Below are 26966 nucleotides of genomic sequence, written 5' to 3' on the forward strand. Positions count from 1 at the left end.
GGGAACCGCCGGGGTTCTTAGTAGGCCTAATAGGAAGATTTCGACGCCAATACTTCCGCCAGGAAGGCGTCGTGTGGAAGATCCCGGGGCTCATGCCTTTTCGGCGGCCGCGTGCCGGTTGCGGGGGCCGCTGGGCCCGCTAGTCCTCGTCGACGGTTTCGTCGACCGCGGTGCCGCCCCGAGTGCGGCGGCGCCGCATCCGATGCGATCCCTTGCCCGTCGGGCGCCGGTTCTGCAACTTGGCCCGCGGTTCTTCGCTCTCCTCGGTCGCTTCGGCGGCCTCGTTCTCGGCGGGTTCGGCGGCCGCCACTGGAGCTTCGGTGGCTTCACCGACTTCCGCGGTGGCGGGCTGCTCGGTCTCTTCGGGTTCGTCGGCGTCGGCGTCGTCGGCGGCGGCGTCGGCGTCGTCCGTCTCGCTCGCCTCGGCTTCGTCGTCTTCGTCGGCGCTGTCGGTGTCAGCGTCCGCGTCCGCCTCCTCGCCCTTCTTGCGGCGCCGCTTCTTGGGCTTCTTCGCCTTGATCGGTTTGGGCGGCGGCGGTGGCAGCTCGGCGACAAAGGAGAGATAGAAGGCAAAGAAACCGAGCAACGCGATCGCGGCGGCCGCCCCGTAGATCCCGAACAACCATCGTCCGGCGACGTCCAGGCTCAGCCAGATCTCGCTGATCGCCGCCCCGATGATCAGCACACCGGCCAGCACGTGGGCCACGATCGAGGCGACCCGGAGGGACAGCGCCATCTGCGGGGTGCCCAGTTCCGGCTTGCGGGTGCGCAGCAGGGTGAACACCACCGGCAGCGCCGCGAGCGCGACGAGCGCACCCGCCACGATGCGCAGCGCCGTCCCCAACGAATGCGCGGTGTCACCCATCAACTCGGGCCAGCGGGGCAACACGAAAAAGAAGTAGAGGAAGCCGGCGGCGATCGTGAATGACGCGTGCCACGGGATGGCAACCTTGCGCCCCATAAGCCTCCTCATGCTGGGCCGGCCCGAGCCGGCCTGAGGGCGACCAGCGCGATACCAAACCGCTTACGTGCGTGTCCGCGGGGCGGACCGATGGCGGAGGATGCGGGATTTGAACCCGCGAGGGCTGTTAACCCAACCCGCGTTCCAGGCGAGCGCCATAGGCCACTAGGCGAATCCTCCGTGGCAATGGTAACCGAGGGCCAGACGGCCACCGCCGGTTGCTCCGGGGAAGGTATTAGACTCTCGGTGGACCCCGCGCGGCGTCTATCCTGTGAACTCCCCCAGGGCCGGAAGGCAGCAAGGGTCAATGGGCTCTGTCGGGTGCGCGGGGTCCCCTAGGTTAAACGGGTGCCGACCCGCTGCGCCCGGCGATCGCACCTCCCACGCCTTGATAGCGAAAGGGTCCATGGTGTCGCTGGAGTCCCTCGGCCCTGCCGAGCTTGCCGCTGCACACGCTCGCCATCAGCAGGATTACGCGGATTTGCAGGCCAAAAAGCTGGCCCTGGACCTGACCCGCGGCAAGCCGGCTCCCGCCCAGCTCGACCTGTCCAACCAGCTGCTGAGCCTTCCCGGCGATGACTACCGCGACAGCGAGGGCACCGACACCCGCAACTACGGCGGCCTGCACGGCCTGCCGGAGCTGCGGGCCATCTTCGGTGAGCTGCTCGGCATCCCGGTGCAGAACCTGATCGCGGGAAACAACTCCAGCCTGGAACTGATGCACGACCTCGTCGCCTTCTCGATGCTCTACGGCGGCGTGGACTCGCAGCGGCCCTGGAAGGACGAAGCCGGCGTCAAATTCTTGTGCCCCGTCCCCGGCTATGACCGGCACTTCGCCATCACCGAGACGATGGGCATCGAGATGATCCCCGTCCCGATGCTGTCCGACGGGCCCGACGTCGACCTGATCGAGGAACTGGTCGCCGCGGACCCCGCCATCAAGGGCATGTGGACCGTGCCGGTGTTCGGCAACCCCACCGGGGTCACCTACTCCTGGGACACGGTGCTGCGGCTGGTCCAGATGCGGACCGCCGCGCCCGACTTCCGGCTGTTCTGGGACAACGCGTACGCGGTGCACACCCTGACGCACGACTTCGTCCGGCAGGTCGACGTCCTCGGCCTGGCCGCCGCGGCCGGCAACCCCCATCGGCCGTACGTGTTCGCGTCGACCTCCAAGATCACCTTCGCCGGCGCCGGCGTGAGCTTCCTTGGCGGATCGCTGGGCAACATCGCCTGGTACCTGCAATACGCGGGGAAGAAGTCGATCGGGCCGGACAAGATCAACCAGCTGCGGCACCTGCGCTTCTTCCGCGACGCCGACGGGGTGCGCCTGCACATGCTGCGGCATCAGCAGATCCTGGCGCCGAAGTTCGCGCTGGCGGCCGAGATCCTCGATCGGCGGCTCAGCGATTCCAAGATCGCCTCGTGGACCGACCCCAAGGGTGGCTACTTCATCAGCCTCGACGTGTTGTCCGGCACGGCCAAGCGGACCGTCGCGCTGGCCAAGGACGCCGGGATCGCGGTGACCGAGGCGGGGGCGTCGTTCCCGTACCGCAAAGATCCCGACGACACGAACATCCGGATCGCCCCCACCTTCCCGTCGCTGCCGGATCTGCGCGACGCGGTCGACGGCCTGGCCACCTGCGCGCTGCTGGCGGCGTCGGAGTCGCTGCTGGCCCGCGATCGGGTGTGAACAGACGACCCTGCCGCGCCCGCGTCGTCGTCGGACGACGCCGGTAGCCTGCTGACCGTGGCCCTCTACCGCAAGTACCGTCCGGCAACCTTCGCCGAAGTGGTGGGGCAGGAGCACGTCACCGAGCCGCTGTCGATCGCGCTGGAAGCGGGCCGGATCAACCACGCGTACCTTTTCTCGGGTCCGCGCGGCTGCGGAAAGACCTCCTCGGCGCGCATCCTGGCCCGGTCGCTGAACTGCGCCCAGGGGCCGACGGCCACCCCCTGCGGGGTCTGCGACTCGTGCCAGGCGCTGGCACCCAACGCGCCCGGCAGCATCGACGTCGTCGAACTCGACGCCGCCAGCCACGGCGGCGTGGACGACACCCGCGAGCTGCGCGACCGGGCCTTCTACGCGCCGGCGCAGTCGCGCTACCGGGTGTTCATCGTCGACGAGGCGCACATGGTGACCACCGCGGGGTTCAACGCGCTGCTCAAGATCGTGGAGGAGCCGCCCGAGCACCTGATCTTCATCTTCGCCACCACCGAGCCCGAGAAGGTGCTGCCGACGATTCGGTCGCGCACCCATCACTATCCGTTCCGGCTGTTGCCGCCGAAGACCATGCGGGCGTTGATCGCGCGGATCTGCGAGCAAGAGGGCGTCGTCGTCGACGACGCGGTCTATCCGCTGGTGATCCGCGCCGGCGGCGGCTCGCCCCGCGACACCCTGTCGGTGCTGGACCAACTGGTGGCCGGCGCCGAGGGCGCGCATGTGACCTACCAGCGGGCCCTGGGCCTGTTGGGGGCCACCGACATGGCGCTGATCGACGACGCCGTGGACGCGCTGGCCGCCGGGGATGCCGCGGCGCTGTTCGGGGCGGTGGAGTCGGTGATCGACGCGGGCCACGACCCCCGGCGTTTCGCCACCGATCTGCTGGAGCGGTTCCGCGACCTGATCCTGCTGCAGGCCGTCCCGGACGCGGCGGCCCGCGGCGTGGTGGACGGGCCGGAGGACGTGCTGGAGCGGATGCGCGACCAGTCGACCCGGCTCGGGACGGCGACCCTGACCCGCTACGCCGAGGTGGTGCAGGCGGGGCTGGGGGAGATGCGGGGCGCGACGGCGCCGCGCCTGCTGCTCGAGGTCGTGTGCGCGCGACTGCTGTTGCCCTCGGCCAGCGACACCGAGGCCGCGCTGCTGCAACGCGTCGAGCGGATCGAGACCCGGCTGGACATGTCCATTCCCGGCGCCGAAACCACGGCGGGCACTCCCCGCGGCGCGGCCACACCGGCCGAGCCCGATCGCCCGGTCCGCTACACCCGGCCGTCCGCGTCTGCCGCCAAGCCCGAGCCGAAGCCCGACCCCGAACCGGCACCCGCGCCGGCGCCGCCACCCGCGCCGGCTCCCGAACCCGCCCCCGCGCCCGTCCCCGAAACCCCTTCTGCGCCTGGCGAACTCAACGCCGCTGCGGTGCGAAGCATGTGGTCGACGGTGCGCGACAAGGTGCGTCAGCGCAGCCGCACCACCGAGGTGATGCTGGCCGGCGCCACCGTCCGGGCGATCGAGGACAACACGTTGGTGCTCAGCCACGAATCGGCGCCGCTGGCCAAGCGGCTGTGCGAACAGCGCAACGCCGACGTCATCGCCGAAGCGCTCAAAGACGCGCTGGGGGTCAACTGGCGGGTGCGGTGCGAGGCCGGCACGCCGGCGCCGGCCGCGGCCGGGACGCTGACCCCCGCGCCGGAAGAGCCTGCCCCCGAACCGGATTCCGCTCGGCGGGCCGAAGAAGAACACATGCTCGCCGAGGCCGTCCGCGACGAGCCGCCGGGCCCGCGCCGCGATCCGGAAGAGGTCGCGCTCGAACTGCTCCAGAGCGAGCTGGGTGCCCGCCGCATCGACAACGGCTAGAGGCTAGCGCGTCAGGCCGTCCACCACGGCCGCAGCGGCAGGTCGTCGTCGCCCCGCGCGGCGGTCTTGGCCGCCAGCACGTGATGCAGCTGAAGGTTGTTCTGCTCGAAGGCAACCCGTGACGCCGCCATGTACAGGCCCCACACCTTCGCGGTCGGCAGGCCGACCTCGCTGACCGCGGCGTCCCAGTTGTCGACCAAATTCCGGCACCAGTCGCGCAGCGTCATCGCGTAGTGGTGGCGGAAGTTCTCCGCGTGCAGCACCTCGAAGCCGCAGTCCTGGACGTCGCAGGTGATGCGGCCCGAGCCGGTCAGCTCCCCGTCCGGGAAGACGTAGCGATCGGTGAACCCGCCGGCGAACGACGTCGACGTGTTGTCGTGGCGCGTGATGCAGTGGTTGAGCAGCAGGCCGCCGGTGCGCAGCTTCGACTTCAAGAACCCGAAGTAGGCGGGATAGTTCTTGACGCCGATGTGCTCGGTCAGCCCGATCGAGGACACGGCGTCGAACGCCGCCTCGCCCACGTCGCGGTAATCGGTGTGGCGCACCTCGGCCAGGCCCGCGAGGCCTTCCTCGGCGATCGCCTTCTGTGCCCACTTCGCCTGCTCGGCCGACAGGGTGGCGCCGGTGGCCCGGACACCGCGGCGCGCCGCGTAGCGCACCATGCCGCCCCAGCCGCAGCCGACGTCGAGCAGTCGGTCGCCCGGCTTCAGCCGCAGCTTCTCGAAGATCAGCCGGTACTTGTTCTCCTGCGCCTCTTCCAGCGTCGCGTCGGCATCGGGGTACACCGCGCACGTGTAGGTCATCGACGGCCCCAACACCAATTCATAGAAGGTGTTGGACACGTCGTAGTGGTGGTGGATGGCCTCGGCGTCGCGGGTCTTGGTGTGCATCAGCCCGTCGGCGATGCGGCGCCACCGGGGCAGCGCCTCCTGCGGGGGCGGCGCGACAGGCAACAACCGCTCGAACCCCAGCGACCGCACCACGTTGGCCAGCACCCGCGCCGGCGGGCGCTTGAATTCCACCCGGTCGGTCAGCGTCTTGAGCAGTTGGTACGGGTCGCCGGGATGGACGCCGTACGCCTGCAGGTCGCCCGACACGTACGCGCGGGCGAGGCCGAGTTCGCCGGGTGCGGTGGCCAGGTAGGTGGCGCCGCGGGGGCTGCGAAGGTCCAGGCCCAGTTCGGCGTCCTCGCTCCCGGCGGTGCTGCCGTCGTAGGCGGTGAACTTCAGCCGATGTCGGCCGGTCGCGGCGAAGACCTCCAAGATCTCGGCCATGCTGAGTTTCCCGTTCCGCGTGCGGTGGGTTTCCTTGGTAGTCGTCATCGCCGTTGTACCGCCTTTGCGTAGAGGTCGAGTAAACGAGAATCGGGGTCGTAGGTTTTCTTGACGGTGTTGTAGGCCTCGCCGCCGTACAGCTCGTCGAAGTCCTCGCGGGAGTAGAAGGAATCGGAGTACAGGGACTTGTGCCCGTCGAATTCGCCCACCTTGGCTTCGATCATCCGGTTGGTGGCGCCTTCGGTCGCGCCCCCCGGCACCGACGACCAGAAGCCGACGTTGACGTATGTGTGATCGGGTCGCATCGGGTACAGCGGCCAGCCGTGGCGGTCGCGAAGGCGCAACGGGCACAACCAGATCGGCGTGATGGGCACGTTGTCCAGGAACCACTGCAGGAAGTCGCAGGTCCGTTCGACCGGGACCTCGACGTCCTGGACCACCCGTTCGCGTGGGGGTCGACCGTTTCGCGCTTCGATGCGGTCGGACACCCCGAAGCGGCGGTCCATGGCGATCAGCTTGGAGTAGACGCTGCTGCGCCGATAGCGGCGCGGCCACCAGCGTCGCAACCGCGGGTCCTGCACACCGAACGCGCGCGAGCACCAGAACCAATCGGTGTCCCAGCGCCAGAAGTAGTCGTGGATGGTCAGCCGGTCATCCTTGGTCGCCTCTGCCGCGGCTTCGGGACCCGCCGCGTCGTGCCGGATGGACTGGTAGTAGATGTCCTTGCCCGTGTAGTCGCTGACCGGGCCGGGGGTGGTGGTCCGCCGGCCCACGCACAGGTAGCTTTCGTCGGCGCTGAAGACCACCCCGTCGAGATAGTCGACCGGGGTTCCGCCCTGCCCGCCGGTGTCGATGATGCGTTCCATAGCCGCGATCAGAGCGGGCAGCGAGCGGAAGCGGATGTGGCGCAGCGCCACAAACGGTGCGACGGGTTCCAGCTCGATGCGCAGCCGGGTCGAATACCCAAGTGTCCCATAGGAATTCGGGAAGGCTCGGAAAAGATCCGGGTGCTGGGAGCGGGACGCGGTGAGCAAATCGCCAGCGCCCGTGAGGATGTCCATCTCCAGCACCGATTCATGCGGCAGCCCGTTGCGGAACGACGCCGACTCGATCCCCAGGCCGGTGACCGCCCCGCCGAGGGTGATGGTCTTCAGCTGCGGGACGACCAGCGGCGAAAGGCCGTACGGCAGGGTCGCGGCCACCAGGTCCGCGTAAGTGCACATGCCGGCGACGTCCGCGGTGCGGGTTTCGGGATCCACGCCCAGGACGCCGGTCAGCCCGGACGTGTCCAAACCGGGCGCATCCCGTTTGGTGCGGGCGCGGAACAGGTTTGACGTCGGCTTGGCCAGCCGGACCACGGACGTCGCGGGGATGGATCGATAGCTTGCCAGCAGCCGCTCAACGCCCGACTTGTAGGCCGAGAGTGCAGATCCAAGGACAGGCACCACATATACCCTAGTCTTCGACAACAGCCCGTGCATCCGTCGCGAGCGGCGGCACCGGGGAATTCATCACGAGGAGGGGTCGCCTTGGCACAGGTGAGCGCCGACAGCACCATCTTGATCAACGCCGAGCCTGCGGCAACCCTTGCCGCCGTCGCGGATTACCAGACGGTGCGTCCGAAGATTCTCTCGCCGCAGTACAGCGACTACCAGGTGCTGCAGGGCGGGCAGGGCGCGGGCACCGTCGCCAAGTGGAGGCTGCAGGCCACCAAATCACGCGTCCGCGACGTGCAGGTCAACGTGGACGTGGCCGGGCACACCGTCATCGAGAAGGACGCGAACTCGACCATGGTGATCACCTGGACGGTGGCGCCCGCCGGGCCCGGCTCCAGCGTCACCGTGAAGACCACGTGGACCGGCGCGGGCGGAGTCAAGGGCTTCTTCGAAAAGACCTTTGCGCCCTTGGGGCTGAAGAGGATTCAGGGCGAGGTGCTGGCCAACCTGAAAAAGGAACTCGAAGGTTAGCGCGCCTGGCCCTGCGAGGCCAGGAAGCCCGCGACGCCGCGGACCATGGCGTCGGCGTATTTCTGCCGGCCCTCCGCGGACTGCATCAGCGCCGAGTCCGCGGGATTCTTCATGTTGCCGCACTCGACCAGAACCGACGGGTACTGCGCGAGGTTCAGGCCGGCCAGGTCCGAGCGCCCGTACAGGCCGTTCTGCCCGATGTAGTTGGCCGGCGGGATCCCCGAGGCCTGCATCTGGTCGCGCATGATGCGGGCGTACTGCACCGACGGCCCGGCCTGCGCCTGGTTGAGCGGCGGCGCCGAATAGTTGACGTGGAACCCGCGCCCCGACGGCGGGCCACCGTCGGCGTGGATGGACAGGATCGCGTTGGGGTGGAGCGCGTTGGCCATGCTGGCGCGCTCGTCGACGCAAGGCCCCAGGCCGGTGTCGTTGGCGCGGGCCAGGGCGGTCCGGACGCCCAGCGCGGTCAATTCGGCGCGGACCCGCAGCGCGGTGTCCCAGGTGAAGGTGTGCTCCTGATAGCCGGCGTTGGTCGCCGTCCCGCTGGCCTGGCAGTCCTTGGTGCCGCCGCGGCCGGTGGGCACCTGCCGGTTGATGGACGCATCGTTGGAGCCGTTGTGGCCCGGATCGATGAAAACCACCATGCCGGCGATGTTGGAGGGAACCCCCCACGCGGCCGGGGCGATCGCCGTCGACGCAGCAACGAGCGCACCAACCGCCAGTTTGATCCCGACACGTCTGCTCAGTCGTAGGTCCACGGCGCAAAGGTAACGGCGCGCGGTTTACGCTGGGTGTTCCGAATCGCCGGAGACTCACGAGCGAAATCAAGTCGAGACCAAGATGCGAGGGGACTGTCATGCAACCCGGAGGCGATATGTCGGCGCTGCTGGCCCAGGCGCAGCAGATGCAGCAAAAGCTCATGGAAGCCCAGCAACACCTGGCGAACGCTGAGGTGCATGGTCAAGCCGGTGGGGGTTTGGTCGAGGTCGTCGTCAAGGGCAGCGGCGAGGTGGTCGCCGTGAAAATCAATCCCTCCGTCGTCGACCCTTCGGACGTCGAGACCCTGCAGGACTTGATCGTCGGCGCCATGGCCGACGCGTCCAAGCAGGTCACCCGGATGGCGCAGGAGCGGCTCGGGTCGCTGGCCGGCGGGTTCGGACAGCCGCCGGGGCAGCCGCCCGCACCGGCGCCGGGGCTTTAGATCCCGCCCCGACATGTTCGAAGGACCCGTCCAGGATTTGATCGACGAGCTGGGCAAGCTGCCGGGCATCGGGCCCAAGAGCGCCCAGCGCATCGCCTTTCACCTGTTGTCGGTTGAGCCGCCGGACATCGACCGGCTGACCGCGGTGCTGGCGAAGGTGCGCGATGGCGTGCGGTTCTGTGCGGTGTGCGGCAACGTCTCCGACAACGAGCGGTGCCGGATCTGCGCCGATCCCCGGCGGGACGGCTCGCAGGTATGCGTCGTCGAGGAGCCGAAGGACGTGCAGGCCGTCGAGCGCACCCGCGAATTCCGCGGCCGCTATCACGTGCTGGGCGGCGCGCTCGATCCGCTGTCCGGGGTGGGGCCCGAGCAACTGCGGATCCGCGAGCTGCTGAGCCGGATCGGGGAGCGGGTCGACGACGTCGACATCACCGAGGTGATCATCGCCACCGACCCGAACACCGAAGGCGAGGCGACCGCCACCTACCTGGTTCGGATGCTGCGCGACATCCCCGGCCTGACCGTGACGCGGATCGCCTCCGGGCTGCCGATGGGTGGCGACCTGGAGTTCGCCGACGAGTTGACGCTCGGCCGCGCGCTGGCCGGCCGCCGGGCCATGGTCTGACGTTCGTCAGGCCTTGCTCAATTGGAACGACCTGGTAAAGGTCCTGCCCGCCTCTCCGCCGCACGCGTCCGTCGTCGTCTGCTGGCCTTCGCCGGCAAGCGACACGGCATCGAAGCTGTAGTTGACGGTCACCGGAGCGGATGCGCCGTTCGGGCACGGCGCCGGGGCCGTGCCGCTGTGCGTCCATCGTCCGTTGGCGAGGTGGAATTCCCAGCTGATGACGAACGTCCCGCCATCTTGGGAGGTCGCCAGGACGCAGTCCGATCCGCACGGGACGAAAAGCCAGGCGGTCGGTTTGTCGTTGTCCGCGTAGAGCACGTTGTACCGGCCGTTGAGCACTTCCGGGTTGGCGTGCGACGGCGTCGACGACGCGATGAACGCGGCGACCAGTGCGGCACCGGCGGCAAGTCTGGGGCTGATCTTCGTCATCTCGTTTCGTCCTAGCGCGCCGCTAACCGCTCGCGGCGCAACAAGTCCACTTCCGGCATCGACAGCGGGGGCAGCTCGCCGACGACCGTGCTCAGCAGCAGGTCGGCCAGCTCCGGATTGCGGGCCAGGCACGGCCCGTGCATGTAGGTCGCGATCACGCTGCCCTGCACCACGCCGTCGAATCCGTCTCCAGACCGGTTGCCGGCGCCCTTGACCACCGCGCCCAGCGGCGACGCCGACGGGCCCAGCACGGTGCCGCCGCGGTGGTTTTCGAAGCCGGTGAGGCGCTCGGTCAGGCCCGCCAGCAGCGGCCTGGTGGCCAGCTCGCCGATGGTGCGCGCCTCCTGCGGTGACGTCGTCGCGTCCAGCATGCCCACACCGTCGACGCGTTCGCCGGCCGACGTTTCGTACCACTGGCCCAGCACCTGGACGGCCGCGCAGATCGCCAGCACGGGCGCGCCGCGTTCCGCGGCGCGCTGCAGGCCCGGGTGCTTGATCAGGTGGCGGGTGGCCAGCCGCTGCGCGTAGTCCTCGGCGCCGCCCAGCGTGTAGAGGTCCAGCGACTCGGGCACCGGGTCGGCCAGCGTGATCTCGACGATCTCGGCGGCGATGCCGCGCAGCAGCAGCCGCTGGCGCAACACCAACGCGTTGCCGCCGTCGCCGTAGGTGCCCATCACGTCGGGCAGGACGAGCCCGATCCGGACTACCGAGTCAGCCATGGCGCGCCAAGGCTCGTTGCAGCTGCAAAAACGCGGTGTAGTTGGCGACGACCTCCACCCGCCCGGGCGGGCACGACGCGATCGCGGCGACGGTGTCGTGCACTAGCGTGTGCTCGACGCCCGCGTAGCCGAGGCGCACCGCGAGATCGGTGCCGCGCTCGCCGGCGGCCACCACGGACGTCTCGTCGAAATGCTCGAAACGCACGTCCCACAACCACGACAGGTCCTCCCCGTCGGGCACCTGGCCGTTGACGGAGATGACCACCCCGGCGGCGTGCTTGTCCACCATCGACAGCGCTTCCTGCCAGCCCGCCGGATTCTTGGCCAGCAGCATCCGCACGTCGTGCTCGCCGACCCGGACGGTCCGGTAGCGCCCCGCGACCTCGTCGACGGCCGAGACGGCCGCGACCGCCGCCGCCGGATCCGCGCCCAGCGCGACCGCGGCGGCCACGGCCTGAGCGGCATTGCCCCGATTCACCGCGCCCGGCAGCGTCAGTCGCATCGGCAGGCACAAGCCGTCGGGGCCGTGGAGCGCGCCCCCATCTTCCGGGTCGACCCACCACTGCGGGCTGGGTCGTTTGAAGTCGGCGCCGGTGGAGTACCAGTGGCCGTGCTCGCGGACGATGACCTCGCCGCTGCGCGGGCAGCTGACCGAATCGTTCGACCACGAACCCCCGGCGGCCACCCACACCACGTTGGGGCTGTCGTAGGCCGCCGACGTCATCAGCACGTCGTCGCAGTTCGCCACCACGACCGCGTCCGGGTGCCGGGCCAGGCCCGCGCGCAGGGTTCGTTCGATGACGTTGATCTCGCCGACCCGGTCCAGCTGGTCGCGTGAGAGGTTGAGCAGCACGACGACGCTGGGGTCGACGGCGTCGGAAACGTGGGGGACGTGCATTTCGTCGACTTCCAGCGCGGCCAGCGATGCTCGACGTTGGGCGGCCAGCGCGGCCACCAGGCCGGCGTCCATGTTGGCGCCCTCGGCGTTGGTGGCGACCGGGCCCAGCGTTTCCAGCGCGGCCGCCGTCATCCGGGTGGTGGTCGATTTGCCGTTGGTGCCGGTGACGATGACCGTGCGGCGTCCGGAGGCGAGCTGCCGGAGGACCGAGCGGTCCAGCGTCATCGCGATCAGGCCGCCGATCATCGCCCCGGCCCCGCGTCCGGTCGCCCGCGACGCCCAGCGCGCGCTCGCTCCTGCGGCGAGGGCCAGACGGGCGCGGGTGGTGACCACCCGGGAAGTTTAAGGGGAGCCGGTTTCCCGCATCGATTCAAGCGCCGACACGGCGCGCAACGACCCGGCGATGTCGGTTGGCCGTGCCATCCTCAGTGCATGAGCGCGGTGTGCTGGGGTCGGCCGGCCAGCGAGCCGGACGCGGGCTGGGCCGTGATCGACGTCGAAACCTCGGGTTTCCGGCCAGGTCAGGCACGGATCATCAGCCTCGCGGTGCTCGGCCTGGACGCGGACGGCGAGGTCGAGCAGTCGGTGGTCAGCCTGCTCAACCCCGGAGTCGATCCGGGCCCCACCCACGTGCATGGCCTGACCGCCGCCATGCTGGAAGACCAACCGCAGTTCACCGACGTCGCCGGGGACGTGATCGACGTGCTGCGCGGCCGCACGCTGGTGGCCCACAACGTGGCGTTCGACTACGCCTTCCTGGCCGCCGAGGCCGAACTCGCCGACATCGAACTTCCCGTCGACTCGGTGATGTGCACGGTCGAACTGGCCCGGCGGCTGGACCTCGGCCTCGACAACCTGCGGCTGGAAACGCTCGCGGCGCATTGGAGCGTGACCCAGGAGCGCCCCCACGACGCCTTCGACGACGCAATGGTGTTGACCGGCGTGCTGGCCTCGGCGCTCAAGCTTGCCCGCGACGGCGACATCTGGCTGCCGGTGCATCCGGTGACCCGGCGGCGCTGGCCGAACGGTCGGGTCACCCACGACGAGCTAAGGCCGTTGAAGGTGCTGGCCTCCCGGATGCCCTGCCCGTATCTCAACCCGGGCCCCTACGTGGGCGGCCGGCCACTCGTCCAGGGCATGCGGGTGGCGCTGGCCGCCGAGGTCGGCCGCACCCACGAGGAACTCGTCGAGCGGATCCTGCACGCCGGGCTGGCCTACAGCGACACCGTCGACCGGGAGACCTCGCTGGTGGTCTGCAACGATCCCGCGCCCGAGCAGGGCAAAGGCTATCTGGCCCACAAATTGGGGGTGCCGGTGATCTCCGACGCGAAGTTCATGGACTGCGTCGGAGCCGTCATCGGCGGCACCAGCATGGACGAATTCACCGACACCACCAACGCGGACCCGCAGCTCGCACTCTTCTGATCAGGCGCGAGTCTGATCAGGCGCGGGCGGCGCGGTTGACCGCCGACACGACCGCACGCAGCGACGCCGTGGTGATGGACGGCGCAATGCCGACACCCCACACCGTCTGCCCACCGACTGGGCCCGATGGGTGCCGACCCGCTTCGCCCGGCTCCGCCGCGCTCGCGATCGACACCGGGCCCGAGGGGTGCCGACCCGCTTCGCCCGGCTCCGCCGCGCTCGCGATCGACACCGAAGCCTCGACGTAGGCCGCCGCCTGCGCGTCGTCACCGGAACTCATCGCGTGCTCGGAGTAATCCAGCACGGCCACGTCGAAGCCGACATCGCCCAGCGCGTGGACGAACGCGGCCAGCGGGCCGTTGCCGGACCCACTGATCTCGGTCTCCACCCCGTTGATCTTGACGGTCGCGGTGATGCTGGTGACGCCGCTGTCTTCCTCCGAAGCGTCGACGCGCTGTTTCACCCGCTCGAGCGGCCACACCGGGGCCAGATACTCCTCGGAGAACGCGTCCCACATCTCCTTCGGCGAGACCTCGCCGCCCTCGCCGTCGGTGATCTTCTGCACCACCTGGGAGAACTCGATCTGCAGCCGTCGCGGCAGGGCCAGGCCGTGATCGGCCTTCATGATGTAGGCGACCCCCCCCTTGCCGGACTGCGAGTTGACCCGGATCACGGCCTCGTACGTGCGCCCGACGTCCTTGGGGTCGATCGGCAGATACGGCACCTGCCAGAGCATCTCCTCGACGTCGGTATCGGCCTCATCGGCGTCGACCTTCATCTGATCCAGGCCCTTGTTGATGGCGTCCTGGTGGCTGCCGGAGAACGCGGTGTAGACCAGGTCACCGCCGTAGGGGTGACGCTCGTGGACCGGCAGCTGGTTGCAGTACTCCACGGTTCGGCGGATCTCGTCGATGTTGGAAAAGTCGATCTGCGGGTCCACGCCGCGCGAGAACAGGTTCAGCCCCAGCGTCACCAGGCAGACGTTGCCGGTGCGTTCGCCGTTGCCGAACAGGCAGCCCTCGATGCGGTCGGCGCCCGCCTGGTAGCCCAATTCCGCTGCGGCAACGGCGGTTCCGCGGTCGTTGTGCGGATGCAGGCTCAGGATGACCGATTCCCGGTTGGCCAGGTTGCGGCTCATCCACTCGATCGAATCGGCGTAGACGTTCGGGGTGGCCATCTCCACGGTGGCGGGCAGGTTGAAGATGATCGGGTTTTCCGGTGTGGGCCCGATGATTTCGCCGACGGCGTCGCACACCTGCTTGGCGTACTCCAGCTCGGTTCCGGTGTAGGACTCCGGCGAATACTCGAACCGCCACCGCGTGTCCGGGTACTTGGCGGCCTGTTCGACGCACTTGCGGGCGCCTTCGGTCGCGATGTCCTGCACCGCGGCCCGGTCGGCGCGAAATACGACGCGGCGCTGCAGGATTGACGTCGAGTTGTAGAAGTGCACGATGGCCTGCGGCGCGCCCTGGCACGCCTCGAACGTGCGCTCGATCAGTTCGGGCCGGCACTGGGTCAGCACCTGGATGGTGACGTCGTCGGGGATGGCGCCGTCGGTGATGATCTCGCGGACGAAGTCGTAATCGGTTTGGCTGGCCGACGGGAACCCGACCTCGATCTCCTTGTAGCCCATGCGGACCAGCAGATCGAACATGCGGCGCTTGCGGGTGGGGCTCATCGGGTCGATCAGCGCCTGGTTGCCGTCACGCAGATCCACCGCACACCACAGCGGTGCGCTGGTGATGACCCGATCGGGCCAACTGCGATCGGCCAGCCGGATCGGCTCGACCTCGTCGGCAAAGGGCCGGTACCGGTTGACCGGCATCGACGAACCCCGCTGGGGGTTCCACGTGGGCTGCCCGGGTCGTGGTGGGCCCGCCGGTTTGACGATGCTGCGTGTCGAGCTGAATGCGTCGGAATTGGAAGTCACGGTAATTGCTCCGGGGATGTCAGAAGGAACCTCAGACCGGCGCATCGCGAACACCCGCGACGGGAAGCCGGTCTGGATCAGACCCCGTCGCGGCGTCCGAGGAGGAGCACCCGCTGCACGTCGGCAACTTTACCGCGCTTGGCGCCGTGGTGAAAATCTGCGTCAGATCCGGGCCGCTGTGGTTCCGCGCGCAGCGCCGCGGGAAAAGTCGCAGCGGCGCTGCAAGTATTCTGTTGCGCGACGCATCAGTCGTAGCAGAAGGGGAAGCAGTGGCGCTCGTCGTGCAGAAGTACGGCGGATCCTCGGTGGCCAACGCCGATCGGATCCGGCGCGTGGCCGAGCGCATCGTCGCTACCAAGAAGCAGGGCAACGACGTCGTCGTCGTCGTCTCCGCCATGGGCGACACCACCGACGACCTGATGGATCTGGCCCAACAGGTGTGTCCGGCCCCGCCGCCGCGCGAACTCGACATGCTGCTGACCGCCGGTGAACGCATCTCCAACGCCCTGGTCGCGATGGCCATCGAATCGCTGGGTGCGCAGGCCCGCTCGTTCACCGGTTCGCAGGCCGGCGTGATCACCACCGGCACGCACGGCAACGCCAAGATCATCGAGGTCACTCCCGGACGGTTGCAGGCCGCGCTCGACGAGGGGCGCATCGTGCTGGTGGCCGGGTTCCAGGGCGTCAGCCAGGACACCCGGGACGTCACCACGCTGGGCCGCGGCGGCTCGGACACCACCGCGGTGGCCCTGGCCGCGGCGCTGCGCGCCGACGTCTGCGAGATCTACACCGACGTCGACGGCATCTTCAGCGCCGACCCGAGGATCGTGCACAACGCCCGCAAGCTGGACACGGTCACCTTCGAAGAAATGCTCGAGGTGGCGGCTTGCGGCGCCAAGGTTTTGATGCTGCGCTGCGTGGAATACGCGCGCCGCTACAACATTCCGGTGCATGTCCGATCCTCGTATTCGGAAAACCCAGGCACCGTCGTCGTCGGATCGATCAAGGACATAGCCATGGAAGACCCCATCCTGACCGGAGTCGCGCACGACCGCAGCGAGGCCAAGGTGACCGTCGTCGGCATTCCCGACATCCCCGGATACGCCGCCCGCGTCTTCCGGGCGCTCGCCGACGCCGACGTGAACATCGACATGGTGTTGCAGAACGTCTCCAAGATCGAGGACGGCAAGACCGACATCACCTTCACCTGCTCCCGTGACAGCGGGCCCACCGCGGTGGCCAAGCTCGACGCGCTCAAGGACGAGATCGGGTTCAGCCAGCTGCTCTACGACGACCACATCGGCAAGGTGTCGCTGATCGGGGCGGGCATGCGCAGCCACCCCGGGGTCACCGCCACCTTCTGTGAGTCCCTGGCCGAGGTGGGCGTCAACATCGAGCTAATCTCCACCTCCGAGATCCGGATCTCGGTGCTGTGCCGCGACACGGAACTGGACAAGGCCGTCGTGGCGTTGCACGAGGCGTTCGGGCTCGGCGGCGAGGAGTCGGCGACGGTGTATGCGGGGACGGGTAGATAGAAATGGTTGCCATTGGCGTGGTTGGCGCCACCGGCCAGGTCGGCCAGGTGATGCGCAGGTTGCTCGACGAGCGGGACTTCCCGGCGACGTCGGTGCGGTTCTTCGCGTCGGCGCGCTCGCAGGGCCGCAAGCTGGAATTCCGCGGCCAGGAGATCGAGGTCGAGGACGCCGCGACGGCGGACCCGAGCGGCCTGGACATCGCGTTGTTCTCCGCCGGCAAGACGATGTCGCTGGTGCAGTCGCCGCGGTTCGCCGCGGCCGGGGTGACGGTGATCGACAACTCGTCGGCCTGGCGCAAGGACCCGGACGTGCCGCTGGTGGTCTCCGAGGTGAACTTCGAGCGGGACGCGCACCGGCGCCCCAAGGGCATCATTGCCAACCCGAACTGCACCACCATGGCCGCGATGCCGGTGCTCAAGGTGCTGCACGAGGAGGCCGGTCTGCAACGCCTGGTGGTGTCCAGCTATCAGGCGGTATCCGGCAGCGGGATCGCCGGGGTGGAGGAGCTGTCCACGCAGGCGCGTGCGGTCGTCGACGGCGCCGAGCAGCTGGTGCACGACGGCAGCGCGGTGCAGTTCCCGGCGCCCAAGACCTACGTGGCACCCATCGCCTTCAACGTGGTGCCGCTGGCCGGATCGCTGGTGGACGACGGCTCCGGTGAGACGGACGAGGACCAGAAGCTGCGCCACGAGAGCCGCAAGATCCTCGGCATCCCCGACCTGGCGGTGAGCGGCACCTGCGTGCGGGTGCCGGTGTTCACCGGGCACTCGCTGTCGATCAACGCCGAGTTCGCGCGGCCGCTGTCGCCGCAGCGCGCCCGCGAGCTGCTCGACCGGGCGCCCGGCGTCAAGGTTGTCGACGTGCCGACCCCGTTGGCGGCCGCCGGCGTCGACGAATCCCTGGTCGGCCGGATCCGCCAGGACCCGGGGGTGCCCGACGGCCGCGGCCTGGCCCTGTTCGTCTCGGGAGACAACCTGCGCAAGGGGGCGGCGCTGAACACCATCCAGATCGCCGAGCTGCTGGCCGCCCAGCTGTGATCAGCGGGTGAGCTTGTTGAGCTCAGCCCACACTCGCCTGGTCGTGCGGTGCTCGCTTGCACTGACTTTATTTGCGCCGCAATGGTTTTGGGACGCTCATGCCGATCCGCCGGCGCCCGCCCCCGAGCCGATCCTGCAGCCGCTGGCGCCCGGGGAGGTGTTGCGGATCGGCCCCACCGCCGGAACCGGCACTCCCACGGGGGATTACGGCATCGGCGCGACCGACCTGTGTGAGTTCGTCGAATTCCCCACCGAGCTGCTGCAGGTGTGCGGCGACAGCTTCGCCGGCCAGGGCGTCGGGTTCGGCGGCTGGTACGCGCCCGTCGCGCTGCACGTCGACACGGCGTCGGTCGACGACCCGGGCGGGGTGCGCTACACCGGCGTCACCGGGATCGCCCACCCGCTGCTGGCCGACCCCACCCCGCCGGACGCCTCGCAACTGCCCGCCGGAGTGGTGCAGATCAACCGGCGCAACTACGTGATGGTGACGACGACGAAGAACCTGGAGCCGCAGAGCTCTCGGCTGGTGACCGCCGAACCGGCGCGCGCGGGATGGCAGACGATCCCGGGTTCCAAGCGGCCCGCCTCGTATCAGGGCGGCTCGCAGACGCAGATCAGTGGGTATTACGACCCGATCCCGACCCCGGATTCGCCCACCGGGTGGGTGTACATCGTGGCCGACAGCTTCACCCGTCGGGACCCGGTGGTCCTGTATCGCGCCACACCGCAAACGTTCACCGACCGGTCCCGGTGGCAGGGCTGGGCGGCCGGGCCGCAAGGGGGCTGGGGCAAGCCGCCGACACCGCTGTGGCCGGATGCGGTGGGCGAGATGTGCATCCGGCAGATCGACGGCAAGGCCGTGTTGTCCTACTTCAATGCCGTCACGGGCAACATGGAGGTCCGGGTGGCCGACCACCCGACGGCACTGGGCGACGCGCCGGTCACCACCGTGGTGCAGCACGACGAGTGGCCGGAACCCGCGGAAAGCCTGCCGCCGCCCTACGACAACCGGCTCGCGCAGCCGTATGGCGGCTACATCTCGCCCGGCTCGACGCTCGACGAGCTGCGAATCTTCGTGAGCCAGTGGGACACTCGCGCGCGGGTAGCCGCGCCGTACCGGGTCATCCAGTTCGCGGTCAATCCGTTCAAGCCCGAGTAGCTGCTTTCGGGCGCTGAGCGGCGGTTTTAGTTCACAGCTGCTACATAAGTAGCGCATAGCCGCCACTACTGTTAACGGCTTCATCATTTGTCTCATGAGTGAAACATCTGAAACCCCCACTGTGCGGACCTCCACCGCCACTGCACCGGCCGCAGCTGCCGCGGCCTACCGGGCCCCGCGGGTCTTCCAGCTCGCCGCGTGGGTCGCCATCGTCGCCGGGATCGTGTTCATCGTCGCGGTCATCTTCTTCACCGGCTTCATCCTTGGCCACCGCGGCGGCCATCACGGCCACCACCACAAGCACCACCACCACGCGATGCTGCATCACCGCGGCCCCGGTGGCCCCGGTGGACCTGGCGGCGTCGCCCCGGGTGGCCCGAACGGGCCGGGCGCTACCACGACGCCGGCGGCCCCGTCGTCCGTGCGGCCCAGTGGCATGGCCCCGGGACAGCTCCCGGCGTCGGTATTCCACTCGGCGGCCTCGCATGAGGTCCCGAGCGTCATCGTCCTGACCAACTAGAACCCCCAACCCGCGAGTGGCCCGGCGCTCTCCTCGAGCGTCGGGCCACCTGTCATGCGCGGTAACCGCCGCGTCTCGATTCACGGCAATTTGCCGCCGGGGCCTGTTACGGACATCGCGGGCGGGGCAATATGGCATGGCATGAGCGAGACACCCGAACCCCAAGCCGAGCCGACCCCTGCCGCCGCGACCACTCCGCCTCCGCCGCCACCCCCGCAGCGGGTGAAGCCGCCGCGGCTCTACACGGCGGCGGCCTGGGTGGTGATCGTCGCGGGCATCGTGTTCATCATCTCGTCGGTGTTCTTCGTCGGCGCCTTCATTTGGAAGCACAACTACCACTGCCACCATCACCACGGCATGTTCCACCCGGGCGGCCCCGGACCGGGCAACGGGCCGTGGGGGCCCGGGCCGGGCAACGGGCCGTGGGGACCCAACCCCGGCGGTCCCGGCGCGTGGTACGGCGGCCCCGGTGGTCCCGGACCCGACAATGGGCCATGGGGACCCAACCCCGGCGGACCCGGTTTGATCGTGCCGATGCCCCCCGGCGGTCCGGGCGGGCCCGGCGGTCCGGTCTCCGGCCCCGGGATCAGCGGCCCCGGTCAGCCGACGGCTGTCAGCCCGGCTCCCGGCACGCCCGCGCCGCGCCCCTGACGCGGCCGGGAACGCTTGGCGCACAAGGCCGGTGCTGACGGGGGCTGACCGAACGTCCGGACGCCTGGCATGATCGCTGCATGACCATGCGGGTGTACTGGGCCGTACTCGCCGTCGGCTTCGCGTTGGCGGGTACGGTCGGGCCTCCGATCGCGGCGGCCCATCCGTCGGAGCCGGGCGTGGTGAATTACGCCGTCCTCGGCAAGGGGTCGGTCGGCAACATCGTCGGCGGACCCATGGGCTGGGAGTCGGTGTTCACCCAGCCGGGACAGGGCACCTGGGTGGACCTGCCGGAGTGCAACAACTGGGCGGACATCGGGCTGTCCGAGGTGTACGACGACCCCGACCTGGCGTCCTTCAACGGAGCCGTCACGCAGACGTCGGCGAGCGACCAAACGCATCTGGTCAAGCAGGCGGTCGGGGTGTTCGCCACCCCCGACGCCGCGGCCCGGGCATTCCATCGGGTGGTGGATCGAACGGTCGGCTGTTCGGGTCAGACGACCGCGATACACCTGGACAACGGCAGCACGCAGGTGTGGTCCTTCGACCGGGGGGCCGGCCGAGCCCGCCGACGAGAACTGGACCAAGCAGGAGGCGGGCACCGATCGGCGTTGCTTCGATCAAACCAGGCTGCGCGAAAACGTGTTGCTGCAGGCGAAAGTGTGTCAGTCGGGCAACGCCGGGCCCGCCGTGAACGTGCTAGCTGGGGCGATGCAGAACGCGCTGGGTCAGTAGTCGAGCGATTGGGTATCCGTCCCTGCCGTCCGGCCATTGGCGCGGGAAGGGAATATGTCGGGGGCGTCTGATAGATGAAGCACTAGACGAAGTAGTGCCGGATATCGTTCGATTAGCTGCGCAGGGAAGCGGTCCGCAGGTGCGTGTTCAGCCTTGGTCGGGCCCGAAGGGATCGTGATATGACGTTCGCCCCGATCACTGCGGCGGCTCCGCGGTCGACCGGCGCCGACCCTGCCGCGGAGCTGAAAATCGCCGAACTCACCGACGCCACGGCCGTCGCGCAGTACATCGCCGACGGCTGCCTGGTGGACGCCCCGCTGGGACGGGTGGGTCTGGAGCTCGAGGCCCATTGCCACGACCCGGCCGCCCCGCACCGCAGGCCCGGCTGGGACGAAATCGCCGCGGTGCTCGACGGGCTCCCCGCGCTCCCGGGCGGCAGCAGGGTCACCGTGGAGCCCGGTGGCGCGGTCGAACTTTCCGGCCCGCCGGCCGACGGCGTCCTCCCCGCGATCGATGCGATGCAACGCGACCAGGCCGTGCTGCAGCCGGCGTTCGCCGAGGCCGGCCTGGGCCTGGTCTTCCTCGGCGCCGACCCGCTGCGACCGCCCCGGCGCATCAACCCCGGCGCCCGGTACCGCGCCATGGAACGGTTCTTCGCCACCAGCCGCTCCGGTGAAGCGGGCGCGGCGATGATGACGTCCACCGCGTCGATTCAGGTCAACGTGGACGCCGGGCCGCGCGAGGGCTGGGCGGCGCGGGTTCGGCTGGCGCACGCCTTGGGGCCCACCATGATTGCGATCACGGCCAACTCACCGATGCTGGGCGGCGACTTCACCGGCTGGGTCTCCAGCCGGCAGCGGGTGTGGGGACAGATGGATTCGGCGCGCTGCGGCCCCATCCTGGGGGCCAGCGGCGACGACCCGGGCACCGACTGGGGGCGCTACGCGCTCAAGGCTCCCGTGATGCTGGTGCACACGCCGGACGCTGAGGCGGTCACGCATTGGGTGCCCTTCGCCGACTGGGTCGACGGCCGGGTGTTGCTCGGTGATCGCCGCCCCAGCGTCGCCGACCTGGAGTACCACCTGACGACCTTGTTCCCGCCGGTCCGCCCCCGCCGGTGGCTGGAGATCCGCTACCTGGACAGCGTCCCGGACGCGTTGTGGCCCGCGGTGGCGTTCACCCTGGCGGCGCTGCTCGACGACCCGGCCGCCGCCGACGCCGCGGCCGAGGCCGTCGAACCGGTGGCCACCGCCTGGGACGTCGCGGCGCGGCTCGGGCTGCGCGACCGGCGGCTCTTCGCGGCCGCGAACGCGTGCGTGACCATCGCCGCCGAAAGGGCACCGGCCGAACTCGGCGACGCGATGCAGCGGCTGGTGAGCCTCGTCGAACAGGGCCGGTGTCCCGGCGACGACTTCGCCGACCGGGTGATCAAACATGGCGTCGCCGCCGAGGTGTCGCGGGCGGCGCGAGGGGGACGGTGACGGTGACGTCACGCCAGGCGCTTGCCGACCAGTTGGCGCGAACCCGGACCCGGACCTTGCGGCTGGTCGACTTCGACGACGCCGAGGTGTGCCGTCAGTACGACCCGCTGATGAGCCCGCTGGTGTGGGATCTGGCGCACATCGGGCAGCAGGAAGAGCTGTGGCTGTTGCGGGGCGGTGATCCGGCCCGGCCGTCGATGCTGCCGCCGGCCGTCGAGGGACTCTACGACGCTTTCGTGCACTCCCGCGCCAGCCGGGTCGACCTTCCGCTGCTGCCACCGGACCAGGCGCGCGCGTACTGCCGGACGGTGCGGTCCGCCGTGCTCGACGCCCTGGACGCGCTGCCCGACGACCCCGCGGGCGACGAGGCGGCCTTCGCGTACGCGATGGTGGTCAGCCACGAAAACCAGCACGACGAAACCATGCTGCAGGCATTGAATTTGCGCCGCGGCGCCCCGCTGCTGCGCGAGACGCCGCTGCTGCCGCCCGCCCGTCCGGGCCTGGCCGGCACCTCGGTGCTGGTGCCCGGCGGCGAGTTCGTGCTCGGTGTGGACCCGGCCACCGAGCCCTTCGCGCTGGACAACGAGCGCCCCGGCCACGTCGTCGACCTGCCCGCGTTCCGGATCGGCCGGGTTCCGGTCACCAACGGCGAATGGCGGCACTTCGTCGACGACGGCGGCTACGACCAGCCGCGGTGGTGGTCGGAGCGTGGCTGGCGGCATCGCCAGGCCGCCGGCCTGACCGCGCCGCAGTTCTGGAATCCCGACGCCGCCACCCGCACCCGGTTCGGCCGCGTCGAAGACATCCCCGCCGACGAACCCGTCCAGCACGTCAGCTATTTCGAGGCCGAGGCGTACGCGGCCTGGGCCGGGGCGCGGCTGCCCACCGAGATGGAATGGGAGAAGGCCTGCGCGTGGGACCCGTCCGCCGGCACGCGGCGCCGCTACCCGTGGGGCGCCCAGGAGCCGGGCGAGGCGCTGGCCAACCTCGGCGGCGCCGCGTTGCGGCCCGCACCCGTCGGGGCCTACCCCGCCGGCGCCTCGGCGTACGGGGCCGAGCAGATGCTCGGCGACGTGTGGGAGTGGACGAGCAGCCCCCTGCGGCCCTGGCCCGGGTTCGTCCCGATGCTCTACGAGCGCTATTCACAGCCGTTCTTCGACGGCGATTACCGGGTGCTGCGCGGCGGGTCGTGGGCCGTGGAGCCAGGCATCCTGCGGCCGAGTTTCCGCAATTGGGACCACCCGTACCGCCGCCAGATCTTCTCCGGCGTCCGGTTGGCCTGGGACGTTTCCGACAACGGGGACATCGCCTGATGTGCCGGCATCTCGGGTGGCTCGGGGCCGACGTCACGGTCTCCTCGCTTGTGCTCGACCCGCCGTTCGGGCTGCGGGTGCAGGCCTACGCGCCGCGCCGCCAAAAGCATTGCCTGCTGAACGCCGACGGTTGGGGCGTCGGGTTTTTCGATGTTCCTTCGGACGGCCCCTCGAATGGCGCCGCGCCACGGCGCTGGCGTAGCCCGCTGCCGCTGTGGGGCGACGTGTCGTTCGAGTCCGTCGCGCCGGCGCTGCGCAGCCACTGCGTGGTGGCCGCGGTGCGCTCGGCGACCGTCGGCATGCCCATCGAAGTCAGTGCGACGGCACCGTTCACCGACGGGCAGTGGTTGTTGTCGCACAACGGAATTGTCGACCGGGCCGTGTTGCCGGCGACGTCGCGGGCCGAATCGGTCTGCGACAGCGCGATACTGGCGGCCGTCATCTTCGAGCGGGGCCTCGACGCGCTGGGCGAGACCATCGCCGAGATAGCGGCCGCCGATCCCAGCGCCCGGCTGAACGTGTTGGCCGCCAACGGCTCTCGCATGCTGGCGACGGCCTGGGGGGACACGCTGTCCATCCTGCGCCGCCCGGACGGTGTGGTCCTGGCCAGCGAACCCTATGACAACGACTCCGACTGGGAGGACGTGCCGGACCGCCACCTCGTCGAAGTCACCGCCGGCGGCGTCACGCTGACGCCGCTGGATCATCCGAAAGGGTCTTGATGACGCTGTCGCTGTCGAACCACCTCGCCGCCGACTCGGCCTACCATGCGTTGCGCCGGGACGTGTTCGACGGCCTGCAGCAGACGCCGAAGTCGTTGCCGCCCAAGTGGTTCTACGATGCCGTGGGCAGCGACCTGTTCGACCAGATCACCCGGTTGCCCGAGTACTACCCGACCCGCGCCGAGGCCGAGATCCTGCGCGCGCGGGCGGCCGAAATCGCCTCGGCCAGCGAGGCCGACACCCTGGTGGAATTGGGCAGCGGGACCTCGGAGAAGACGCGGGTGCTGCTCGACGCCCTGCGCGCACGCGGTTCGCTGCGCCGGTTCGTCCCGTTCGACGTCGACGCCAGCATCCTGTCGACGGCCGCCGCGGCCATTCAGCGGGAATACGAAGGGGTCGAAATCAAGGCCGTCTGCGGTGATTTCGAAGAACACCTGACCGAGATCCCGGTGGGCGGGCGACGGCTGTTCGTATTCCTGGGGTCGACGATCGGTAACCTCACGCCCGGGCCGCGCGCGGACTTCCTCACCGCGCTGTCCGCCCAAATGCGGCCCGGCGACAGCCTGCTGCTGGGCACCGACCTGGTCAAGGACACCGAGCGCCTGGTGCGCGCCTACGACGATGCCGCCGGGGTGACGGCGCTGTTCAACCGCAACGTGCTTGCGGTGGTAAACCGGGAACTGGACGCGGATTTCGACGTCGACGCCTTCCGGCACGTGGCCCGGTGGAACCCGTCCGAGGAACGCATCGAGATGTGGTTGCGGGCCGACCGCCGCCAGCGGGTGCGTGTCGGCGCGCTCGAGCTGATCGTGGATTTCGAGGCCGGCGAGGAGATGCTCACCGAGGTGTCGTGCAAGTTCCGCCCGGAAAAGGTGAGTGCCGAATTGGCCGCCGTGGGATTGCGCCGCACGCGATGGTGGACCGATGGCGCGGGCGACTTCGGGTTGTCGTTGGCCGTGAAGTGACGGTCGGCGAAACGCTGGCCGACCAATGGCGGGCGGCGCGCCCCCGCTTCGCCGGCCTGCACCTGGACAACGCCGCGTGTTCACGGCAGAGCCTTGCGGTGATCGAGGCCGCGGCGCAGCACGCCCGCAACGAGTCCGAAGTCGGCGGGTATGTCGCGGCCGAGGCGGCCGCGCCGGTGCTCGACGCCGGACGTGTCGCGTTCGCCGCGCTGACCGGGATGACCGACGCCGAGGTGGTGTTCACCACCGGCTCGCTCAACGCCTTGGATCTGCTGTTGGGCGCCTGGCCGGCAGGAGGGGCGGACCGAAAAAGGCTAGCGTGCCTGCCCGGCGAATACGGTCCCAACCTGGCCGTGATGGCCGCCCACGGATTCGAGCGCCGGCTGCTGCCGACCCTGGACGACGGCCGTGTCGCGCTCGACGACGCGGCGCTGGCCCTCGACGCCGACCCGCCGGACCTGGTGCACCTGACCGCGGTCGCCAGCCATAGCGGTGTGGTGCAACCGGTTTCGATGGTCGCGCAGCTCTGCCGCGAGGTCGGGCTGCCACTGGTCGTCGATGCGGCTCAGGCGCTGGGGCAGGTGGACTGCGCGGCCGGCGCGGATGCGACGTATTCCTCGTCGCGCAAGTGGATCGCCGGGCCGCGTGGCGTGGGGATTCTCGCGGTGCGCCCGGAGCTGATGGAAAGCCTGCGCCCGAGGCTGGCGGCGCCGCAGTGGGCGCGCGCGTCGGGTTCGCCGACGGTCGCCGAGCAGCTGGAGTTCGGCGAAGCCAATGTTGCCGCGCGGGTGGGGTTTTCGCTGGCGCTGGGGGAGCACCTGGCGTACGGGCCGGCGACGGTCTGTGCACGCCTGGCCGAACTGGGCGGCCTGAGCCGCGCGGTGCTGGCCGATGTGGCCGGGTGGGCGGTGGTCGAGGAGGTCGAAGAACCCAGCGCCATCACGACTTTGGCGCCGACCGACGGCGTCGACCCGGAGGCGGTGCGGGGCTGGTTGCTCGCCGAACGACGGATCCTGACCACCTTCGTCGGCGTGCAGCGGGCGCCGCTGGAGCTGTCGGGGCCGCTGTTGCGGATCTCGCCGCACGTGGATACCACGGCCGAGGACCTGGAGACCTTCGCGGAGGCGCTCATCGCCGCGACGGCGGCGACCGCGACCGGCTAGCCGGCTTTGTGCGCCGTCAGCAAGTAGGCCGGCATCTTGATGCGGCCCTGCTCGTCGCGGTCGTGCGGCGGGAATTCGAAAGGCGCGTCGGGGATGTTGACGGCGTTCGACAGGATGAAGGAGGGGCGAATCTCGTCGACCTCCCAGTACTTGCTCACCGCGGCGCGCAGTTCGTCTTCGTCGACCTCGTTGGGCTTGGGTTCCATCTCGGCGGGGAAGGCGCCCTTGGCGAACACCAGCACGAAGTAGTTGGCGCCCGGGGCCGCGGCGCGGTGGACCGCGCGCAAGTAGCCGTCGCGGGCCTCGACGGGCAGCGAGTGAAACAGCGTGCTGTCGACCACGGTGGCGAACCGACCGTCATAGCCGCTCAGCGACGTGATGTCGGCCTGCACGAAGCTGGCCGTGGTCAGTCCGCGCTCTTGGGCGGACTTGGTGGCCGCGGCGACGGCGGTCGGGGTGAGGTCGACGCCGACGACGGTGTAACCCTGCGCGGCCAGGCTCAGCGACAGTTCGGCGACTCCGCAGCCGGCGTCCAGCACGTCACTGCGGAATTTGCCGGCCGCGGCCAGCGCCGCCAATTCGGGTTGTGGCTCACCGATATTCCACGGCGGCGGACCCTCGAAGTGGGCCTGCTCGCGGTAGGCACTGTCCCAGTCCATCACTTGATCAGACGACATGT

General features: G+C 69.7%; 25 protein-coding genes, 1 tRNA gene, 1 other RNA gene and 1 pseudogene. 18 read left to right on the forward strand and 10 right to left on the reverse strand.

Annotated elements, in window-relative coordinates; genetic code table 11:
- Window positions 1–139 precede the first annotated feature (139 nt).
- Together lucA and AC0KTM_RS26645 are read right to left on the reverse strand one after the other, a co-directional pair.
- Complete coding sequence (lucA, locus tag AC0KTM_RS26640; protein WP_472417182.1) at window positions 140–961, reverse strand: lipid uptake coordinator LucA; 822 nt, start codon at window positions 959–961, stop codon at window positions 140–142.
- A gap of 91 nt (window positions 962–1052) precedes the next feature.
- Window positions 1053–1141 (reverse strand) — tRNA-Ser (locus AC0KTM_RS26645).
- 64 nt (window positions 1142–1205) lie between these two features.
- Here AC0KTM_RS26645 and ffs point away from each other — a divergent pair.
- From ffs to AC0KTM_RS26660, 3 genes are all read left to right on the forward strand, one after another.
- An RNA gene (gene ffs, locus AC0KTM_RS26650) (signal recognition particle sRNA small type) lies at window positions 1206–1302 on the forward strand.
- A 68-nt stretch (window positions 1303–1370) separates the two neighbouring features.
- Window positions 1371–2654, forward strand: coding sequence for an aspartate aminotransferase type Ic (locus AC0KTM_RS26655; protein ID WP_225326311.1), 1284 nt, complete (start codon window positions 1371–1373; stop codon window positions 2652–2654).
- 57 nt (window positions 2655–2711) lie between these two features.
- On the forward strand, window positions 2712–4538 hold the full coding sequence (locus AC0KTM_RS26660) for a DNA polymerase III subunits gamma/tau (RefSeq protein WP_225326108.1): 1827 nt from the start codon (window positions 2712–2714) through the stop codon (window positions 4536–4538).
- An 11-nt stretch (window positions 4539–4549) separates the two neighbouring features.
- Here AC0KTM_RS26660 and AC0KTM_RS26665 read toward each other — a convergent pair whose 3' ends face one another.
- Window positions 4550–5860, reverse strand: a complete 1311-nt coding sequence (locus AC0KTM_RS26665; protein ID WP_225326109.1) for a class I SAM-dependent methyltransferase — start codon at window positions 5858–5860, stop codon at window positions 4550–4552.
- A complete protein-coding gene (locus AC0KTM_RS26670; RefSeq protein WP_225326110.1) occupies window positions 5857–7260 on the reverse strand; it encodes an FAD-binding oxidoreductase in 1404 nt (467 codons plus the stop codon). Before AC0KTM_RS26670 ends, AC0KTM_RS26665 begins: the two co-directional genes overlap by 4 nt.
- A gap of 81 nt (window positions 7261–7341) precedes the next feature.
- Between AC0KTM_RS26670 and AC0KTM_RS26675 the strand changes: the two genes are divergently transcribed.
- Window positions 7342–7779, forward strand: a complete 438-nt coding sequence (locus AC0KTM_RS26675; RefSeq protein ID WP_225326111.1) for an SRPBCC family protein — start codon at window positions 7342–7344, stop codon at window positions 7777–7779.
- Here AC0KTM_RS26675 and AC0KTM_RS26680 read toward each other — a convergent pair.
- Window positions 7776–8537, reverse strand: coding sequence for an Rv3717 family N-acetylmuramoyl-L-alanine amidase (locus AC0KTM_RS26680; RefSeq protein ID WP_225326112.1), 762 nt, complete (start codon window positions 8535–8537; stop codon window positions 7776–7778). The genes AC0KTM_RS26675 and AC0KTM_RS26680 overlap by 4 nt on opposite strands.
- Before the next feature lie 98 nt (window positions 8538–8635).
- Here AC0KTM_RS26680 and AC0KTM_RS26685 point away from each other — a divergent pair, with 98 nt between their 5' ends.
- Window positions 8636–8980, forward strand: a complete 345-nt coding sequence (locus tag AC0KTM_RS26685; RefSeq protein WP_225326113.1) for a YbaB/EbfC family nucleoid-associated protein — start codon at window positions 8636–8638, stop codon at window positions 8978–8980.
- Between the two features lie 13 nt (window positions 8981–8993).
- Entirely contained in the window at window positions 8994–9605 is a 612-nt protein-coding gene (gene recR, locus AC0KTM_RS26690; RefSeq protein WP_067173162.1) for a recombination mediator RecR, read from the forward strand.
- A 6-nt stretch (window positions 9606–9611) separates the two neighbouring features.
- Here recR and AC0KTM_RS26695 read toward each other — a convergent pair whose 3' ends face one another.
- The 3 genes from AC0KTM_RS26695 to AC0KTM_RS26705 are packed head-to-tail and all read right to left on the reverse strand — an operon-like array spanning window position 9612 to window position 11984.
- Window positions 9612–10034: a hypothetical protein gene (locus AC0KTM_RS26695; protein ID WP_225326114.1), complete on the reverse strand. Its 423-nt coding sequence runs from the start codon at window positions 10032–10034 to the stop codon at window positions 9612–9614.
- Between the two features lie 11 nt (window positions 10035–10045).
- Window positions 10046–10753 (reverse strand): type 1 glutamine amidotransferase, encoded by a 708-nt coding sequence (locus AC0KTM_RS26700; RefSeq protein WP_238955604.1) that lies wholly within the window; start codon window positions 10751–10753, stop codon window positions 10046–10048.
- Window positions 10746–11984, reverse strand: coding sequence for a Mur ligase family protein (locus AC0KTM_RS26705; protein WP_225326116.1), 1239 nt, complete (start codon window positions 11982–11984; stop codon window positions 10746–10748). Before AC0KTM_RS26705 ends, AC0KTM_RS26700 begins: the two co-directional genes overlap by 8 nt.
- 99 nt (window positions 11985–12083) lie before the next feature.
- On the opposite strand from AC0KTM_RS26705, the gene AC0KTM_RS26710 reads away from it, so the two are divergent.
- Window positions 12084–13076 carry a DEDDh family exonuclease gene (locus AC0KTM_RS26710; protein ID WP_225326117.1) on the forward strand — a complete coding sequence of 331 codons (993 nt, stop codon included), beginning with the start codon at window positions 12084–12086 and terminating at the stop codon, window positions 13074–13076.
- A gap of 16 nt (window positions 13077–13092) precedes the next feature.
- Here the strand turns inward: AC0KTM_RS26710 and leuA are convergent, their stop codons facing one another.
- Window positions 13093–15051 carry a 2-isopropylmalate synthase gene (gene leuA, locus AC0KTM_RS26715; protein ID WP_472417184.1) on the reverse strand — a complete coding sequence of 653 codons (1959 nt, stop codon included), beginning with the start codon at window positions 15049–15051 and terminating at the stop codon, window positions 13093–13095.
- Between the two features lie 224 nt (window positions 15052–15275).
- Here leuA and AC0KTM_RS26720 point away from each other — a divergent pair, with 224 nt between their 5' ends.
- From AC0KTM_RS26720 to egtE, 11 genes and pseudogenes are all read left to right on the forward strand, one after another.
- Window positions 15276–16541 (forward strand): aspartate kinase, encoded by a 1266-nt coding sequence (locus AC0KTM_RS26720; protein ID WP_472417186.1) that lies wholly within the window; start codon window positions 15276–15278, stop codon window positions 16539–16541.
- 2 nt (window positions 16542–16543) lie between these two features.
- Window positions 16544–17578, forward strand: a complete 1035-nt coding sequence (locus AC0KTM_RS26725; RefSeq protein WP_472417188.1) for an aspartate-semialdehyde dehydrogenase — start codon at window positions 16544–16546, stop codon at window positions 17576–17578.
- A gap of 16 nt (window positions 17579–17594) precedes the next feature.
- Window positions 17595–18737 (forward strand): DUF4185 domain-containing protein, encoded by a 1143-nt coding sequence (locus AC0KTM_RS26730; protein WP_225326313.1) that lies wholly within the window; start codon window positions 17595–17597, stop codon window positions 18735–18737.
- Window positions 18738–18858: 121 nt separating this feature from the next.
- Window positions 18859–19257, forward strand: a complete 399-nt coding sequence (locus tag AC0KTM_RS26735) for a hypothetical protein (RefSeq protein ID WP_308011526.1) — start codon at window positions 18859–18861, stop codon at window positions 19255–19257.
- Window positions 19258–19398: 141 nt separating this feature from the next.
- Window positions 19399–19908, forward strand: coding sequence for a hypothetical protein (locus tag AC0KTM_RS26740; RefSeq protein WP_225326121.1), 510 nt, complete (start codon window positions 19399–19401; stop codon window positions 19906–19908).
- An 86-nt stretch (window positions 19909–19994) separates the two neighbouring features.
- A pseudogene (locus tag AC0KTM_RS26745) lies at window positions 19995–20643 on the forward strand (sensor domain-containing protein).
- A gap of 179 nt (window positions 20644–20822) precedes the next feature.
- Window positions 20823–22124 carry an ergothioneine biosynthesis glutamate--cysteine ligase EgtA gene (gene egtA, locus AC0KTM_RS26750; RefSeq protein WP_238955608.1) on the forward strand — a complete coding sequence of 434 codons (1302 nt, stop codon included), beginning with the start codon at window positions 20823–20825 and terminating at the stop codon, window positions 22122–22124.
- Between the two features lie 2 nt (window positions 22125–22126).
- Window positions 22127–23437, forward strand: a complete 1311-nt coding sequence (egtB, locus tag AC0KTM_RS26755) for an ergothioneine biosynthesis protein EgtB (RefSeq protein WP_238957259.1) — start codon at window positions 22127–22129, stop codon at window positions 23435–23437.
- Complete coding sequence (gene egtC, locus AC0KTM_RS26760) at window positions 23437–24159, forward strand: ergothioneine biosynthesis protein EgtC (protein WP_225326124.1); 723 nt, start codon at window positions 23437–23439, stop codon at window positions 24157–24159. The genes egtB and egtC overlap by 1 nt, the downstream gene beginning before the upstream one ends.
- The gene (gene egtD / locus AC0KTM_RS26765) at window positions 24159–25124 is read left to right on the forward strand and encodes an L-histidine N(alpha)-methyltransferase (protein ID WP_225326125.1); all 966 of its coding nucleotides are present in this window, start codon (window positions 24159–24161) and stop codon (window positions 25122–25124) included. Before egtC ends, egtD begins: the two co-directional genes overlap by 1 nt.
- The gene (egtE, locus tag AC0KTM_RS26770; RefSeq protein WP_238955609.1) at window positions 25073–26287 is read left to right on the forward strand and encodes an ergothioneine biosynthesis PLP-dependent enzyme EgtE; all 1215 of its coding nucleotides are present in this window, start codon (window positions 25073–25075) and stop codon (window positions 26285–26287) included. Before egtD ends, egtE begins: the two co-directional genes overlap by 52 nt.
- Here the strand turns inward: egtE and AC0KTM_RS26775 are convergent.
- On the reverse strand, window positions 26284–26964 hold the full coding sequence (locus AC0KTM_RS26775; RefSeq protein WP_238955610.1) for a class I SAM-dependent methyltransferase: 681 nt from the start codon (window positions 26962–26964) through the stop codon (window positions 26284–26286). The genes egtE and AC0KTM_RS26775 overlap by 4 nt on opposite strands.
- Window positions 26965–26966: the final 2 nt, after the last annotated feature.

This window comes from Mycobacterium sp. NTMscope_Eco_3 (genome assembly GCF_976985685.1).

What these genes read in the sequence shown, in the direction of transcription:
- lucA (WP_472417182.1), bottom strand. Translation starts at nt 961, where the DNA reads ATGGGGCGCAAGGTTGCCATCCCGTGGCACGCGTCATTCACGATCGCC.
- AC0KTM_RS26665 (WP_225326109.1), bottom strand. Translation starts at nt 5,860, where the DNA reads ATGACGACTACCAAGGAAACCCACCGCACGCGGAACGGGAAACTCAGC.
- AC0KTM_RS26685 (WP_225326113.1), top strand. Translation starts at nt 8,636, where the DNA reads ATGCAACCCGGAGGCGATATGTCGGCGCTGCTGGCCCAGGCGCAGCAG.
- recR (WP_067173162.1), top strand. Translation starts at nt 8,994, where the DNA reads ATGTTCGAAGGACCCGTCCAGGATTTGATCGACGAGCTGGGCAAGCTG.
- AC0KTM_RS26695 (WP_225326114.1), bottom strand. Translation starts at nt 10,034, where the DNA reads ATGACGAAGATCAGCCCCAGACTTGCCGCCGGTGCCGCACTGGTCGCC.
- AC0KTM_RS26700 (WP_238955604.1), bottom strand. Translation starts at nt 10,753, where the DNA reads ATGGCTGACTCGGTAGTCCGGATCGGGCTCGTCCTGCCCGACGTGATG.
- AC0KTM_RS26710 (WP_225326117.1), top strand. Translation starts at nt 12,084, where the DNA reads ATGAGCGCGGTGTGCTGGGGTCGGCCGGCCAGCGAGCCGGACGCGGGC.
- leuA (WP_472417184.1), bottom strand. Translation starts at nt 15,051, where the DNA reads ATGCGCCGGTCTGAGGTTCCTTCTGACATCCCCGGAGCAATTACCGTG.
- AC0KTM_RS26725 (WP_472417188.1), top strand. Translation starts at nt 16,544, where the DNA reads ATGGTTGCCATTGGCGTGGTTGGCGCCACCGGCCAGGTCGGCCAGGTG.
- AC0KTM_RS26740 (WP_225326121.1), top strand. Translation starts at nt 19,399, where the DNA reads ATGAGCGAGACACCCGAACCCCAAGCCGAGCCGACCCCTGCCGCCGCG.
- egtA (WP_238955608.1), top strand. Translation starts at nt 20,823, where the DNA reads ATGACGTTCGCCCCGATCACTGCGGCGGCTCCGCGGTCGACCGGCGCC.
- egtC (WP_225326124.1), top strand. Translation starts at nt 23,437, where the DNA reads ATGTGCCGGCATCTCGGGTGGCTCGGGGCCGACGTCACGGTCTCCTCG.
- egtD (WP_225326125.1), top strand. Translation starts at nt 24,159, where the DNA reads ATGACGCTGTCGCTGTCGAACCACCTCGCCGCCGACTCGGCCTACCAT.
- egtE (WP_238955609.1), top strand. Translation starts at nt 25,073, where the DNA reads ATGGTGGACCGATGGCGCGGGCGACTTCGGGTTGTCGTTGGCCGTGAA.
- AC0KTM_RS26775 (WP_238955610.1), bottom strand. Translation starts at nt 26,964, where the DNA reads ATGTCGTCTGATCAAGTGATGGACTGGGACAGTGCCTACCGCGAGCAG.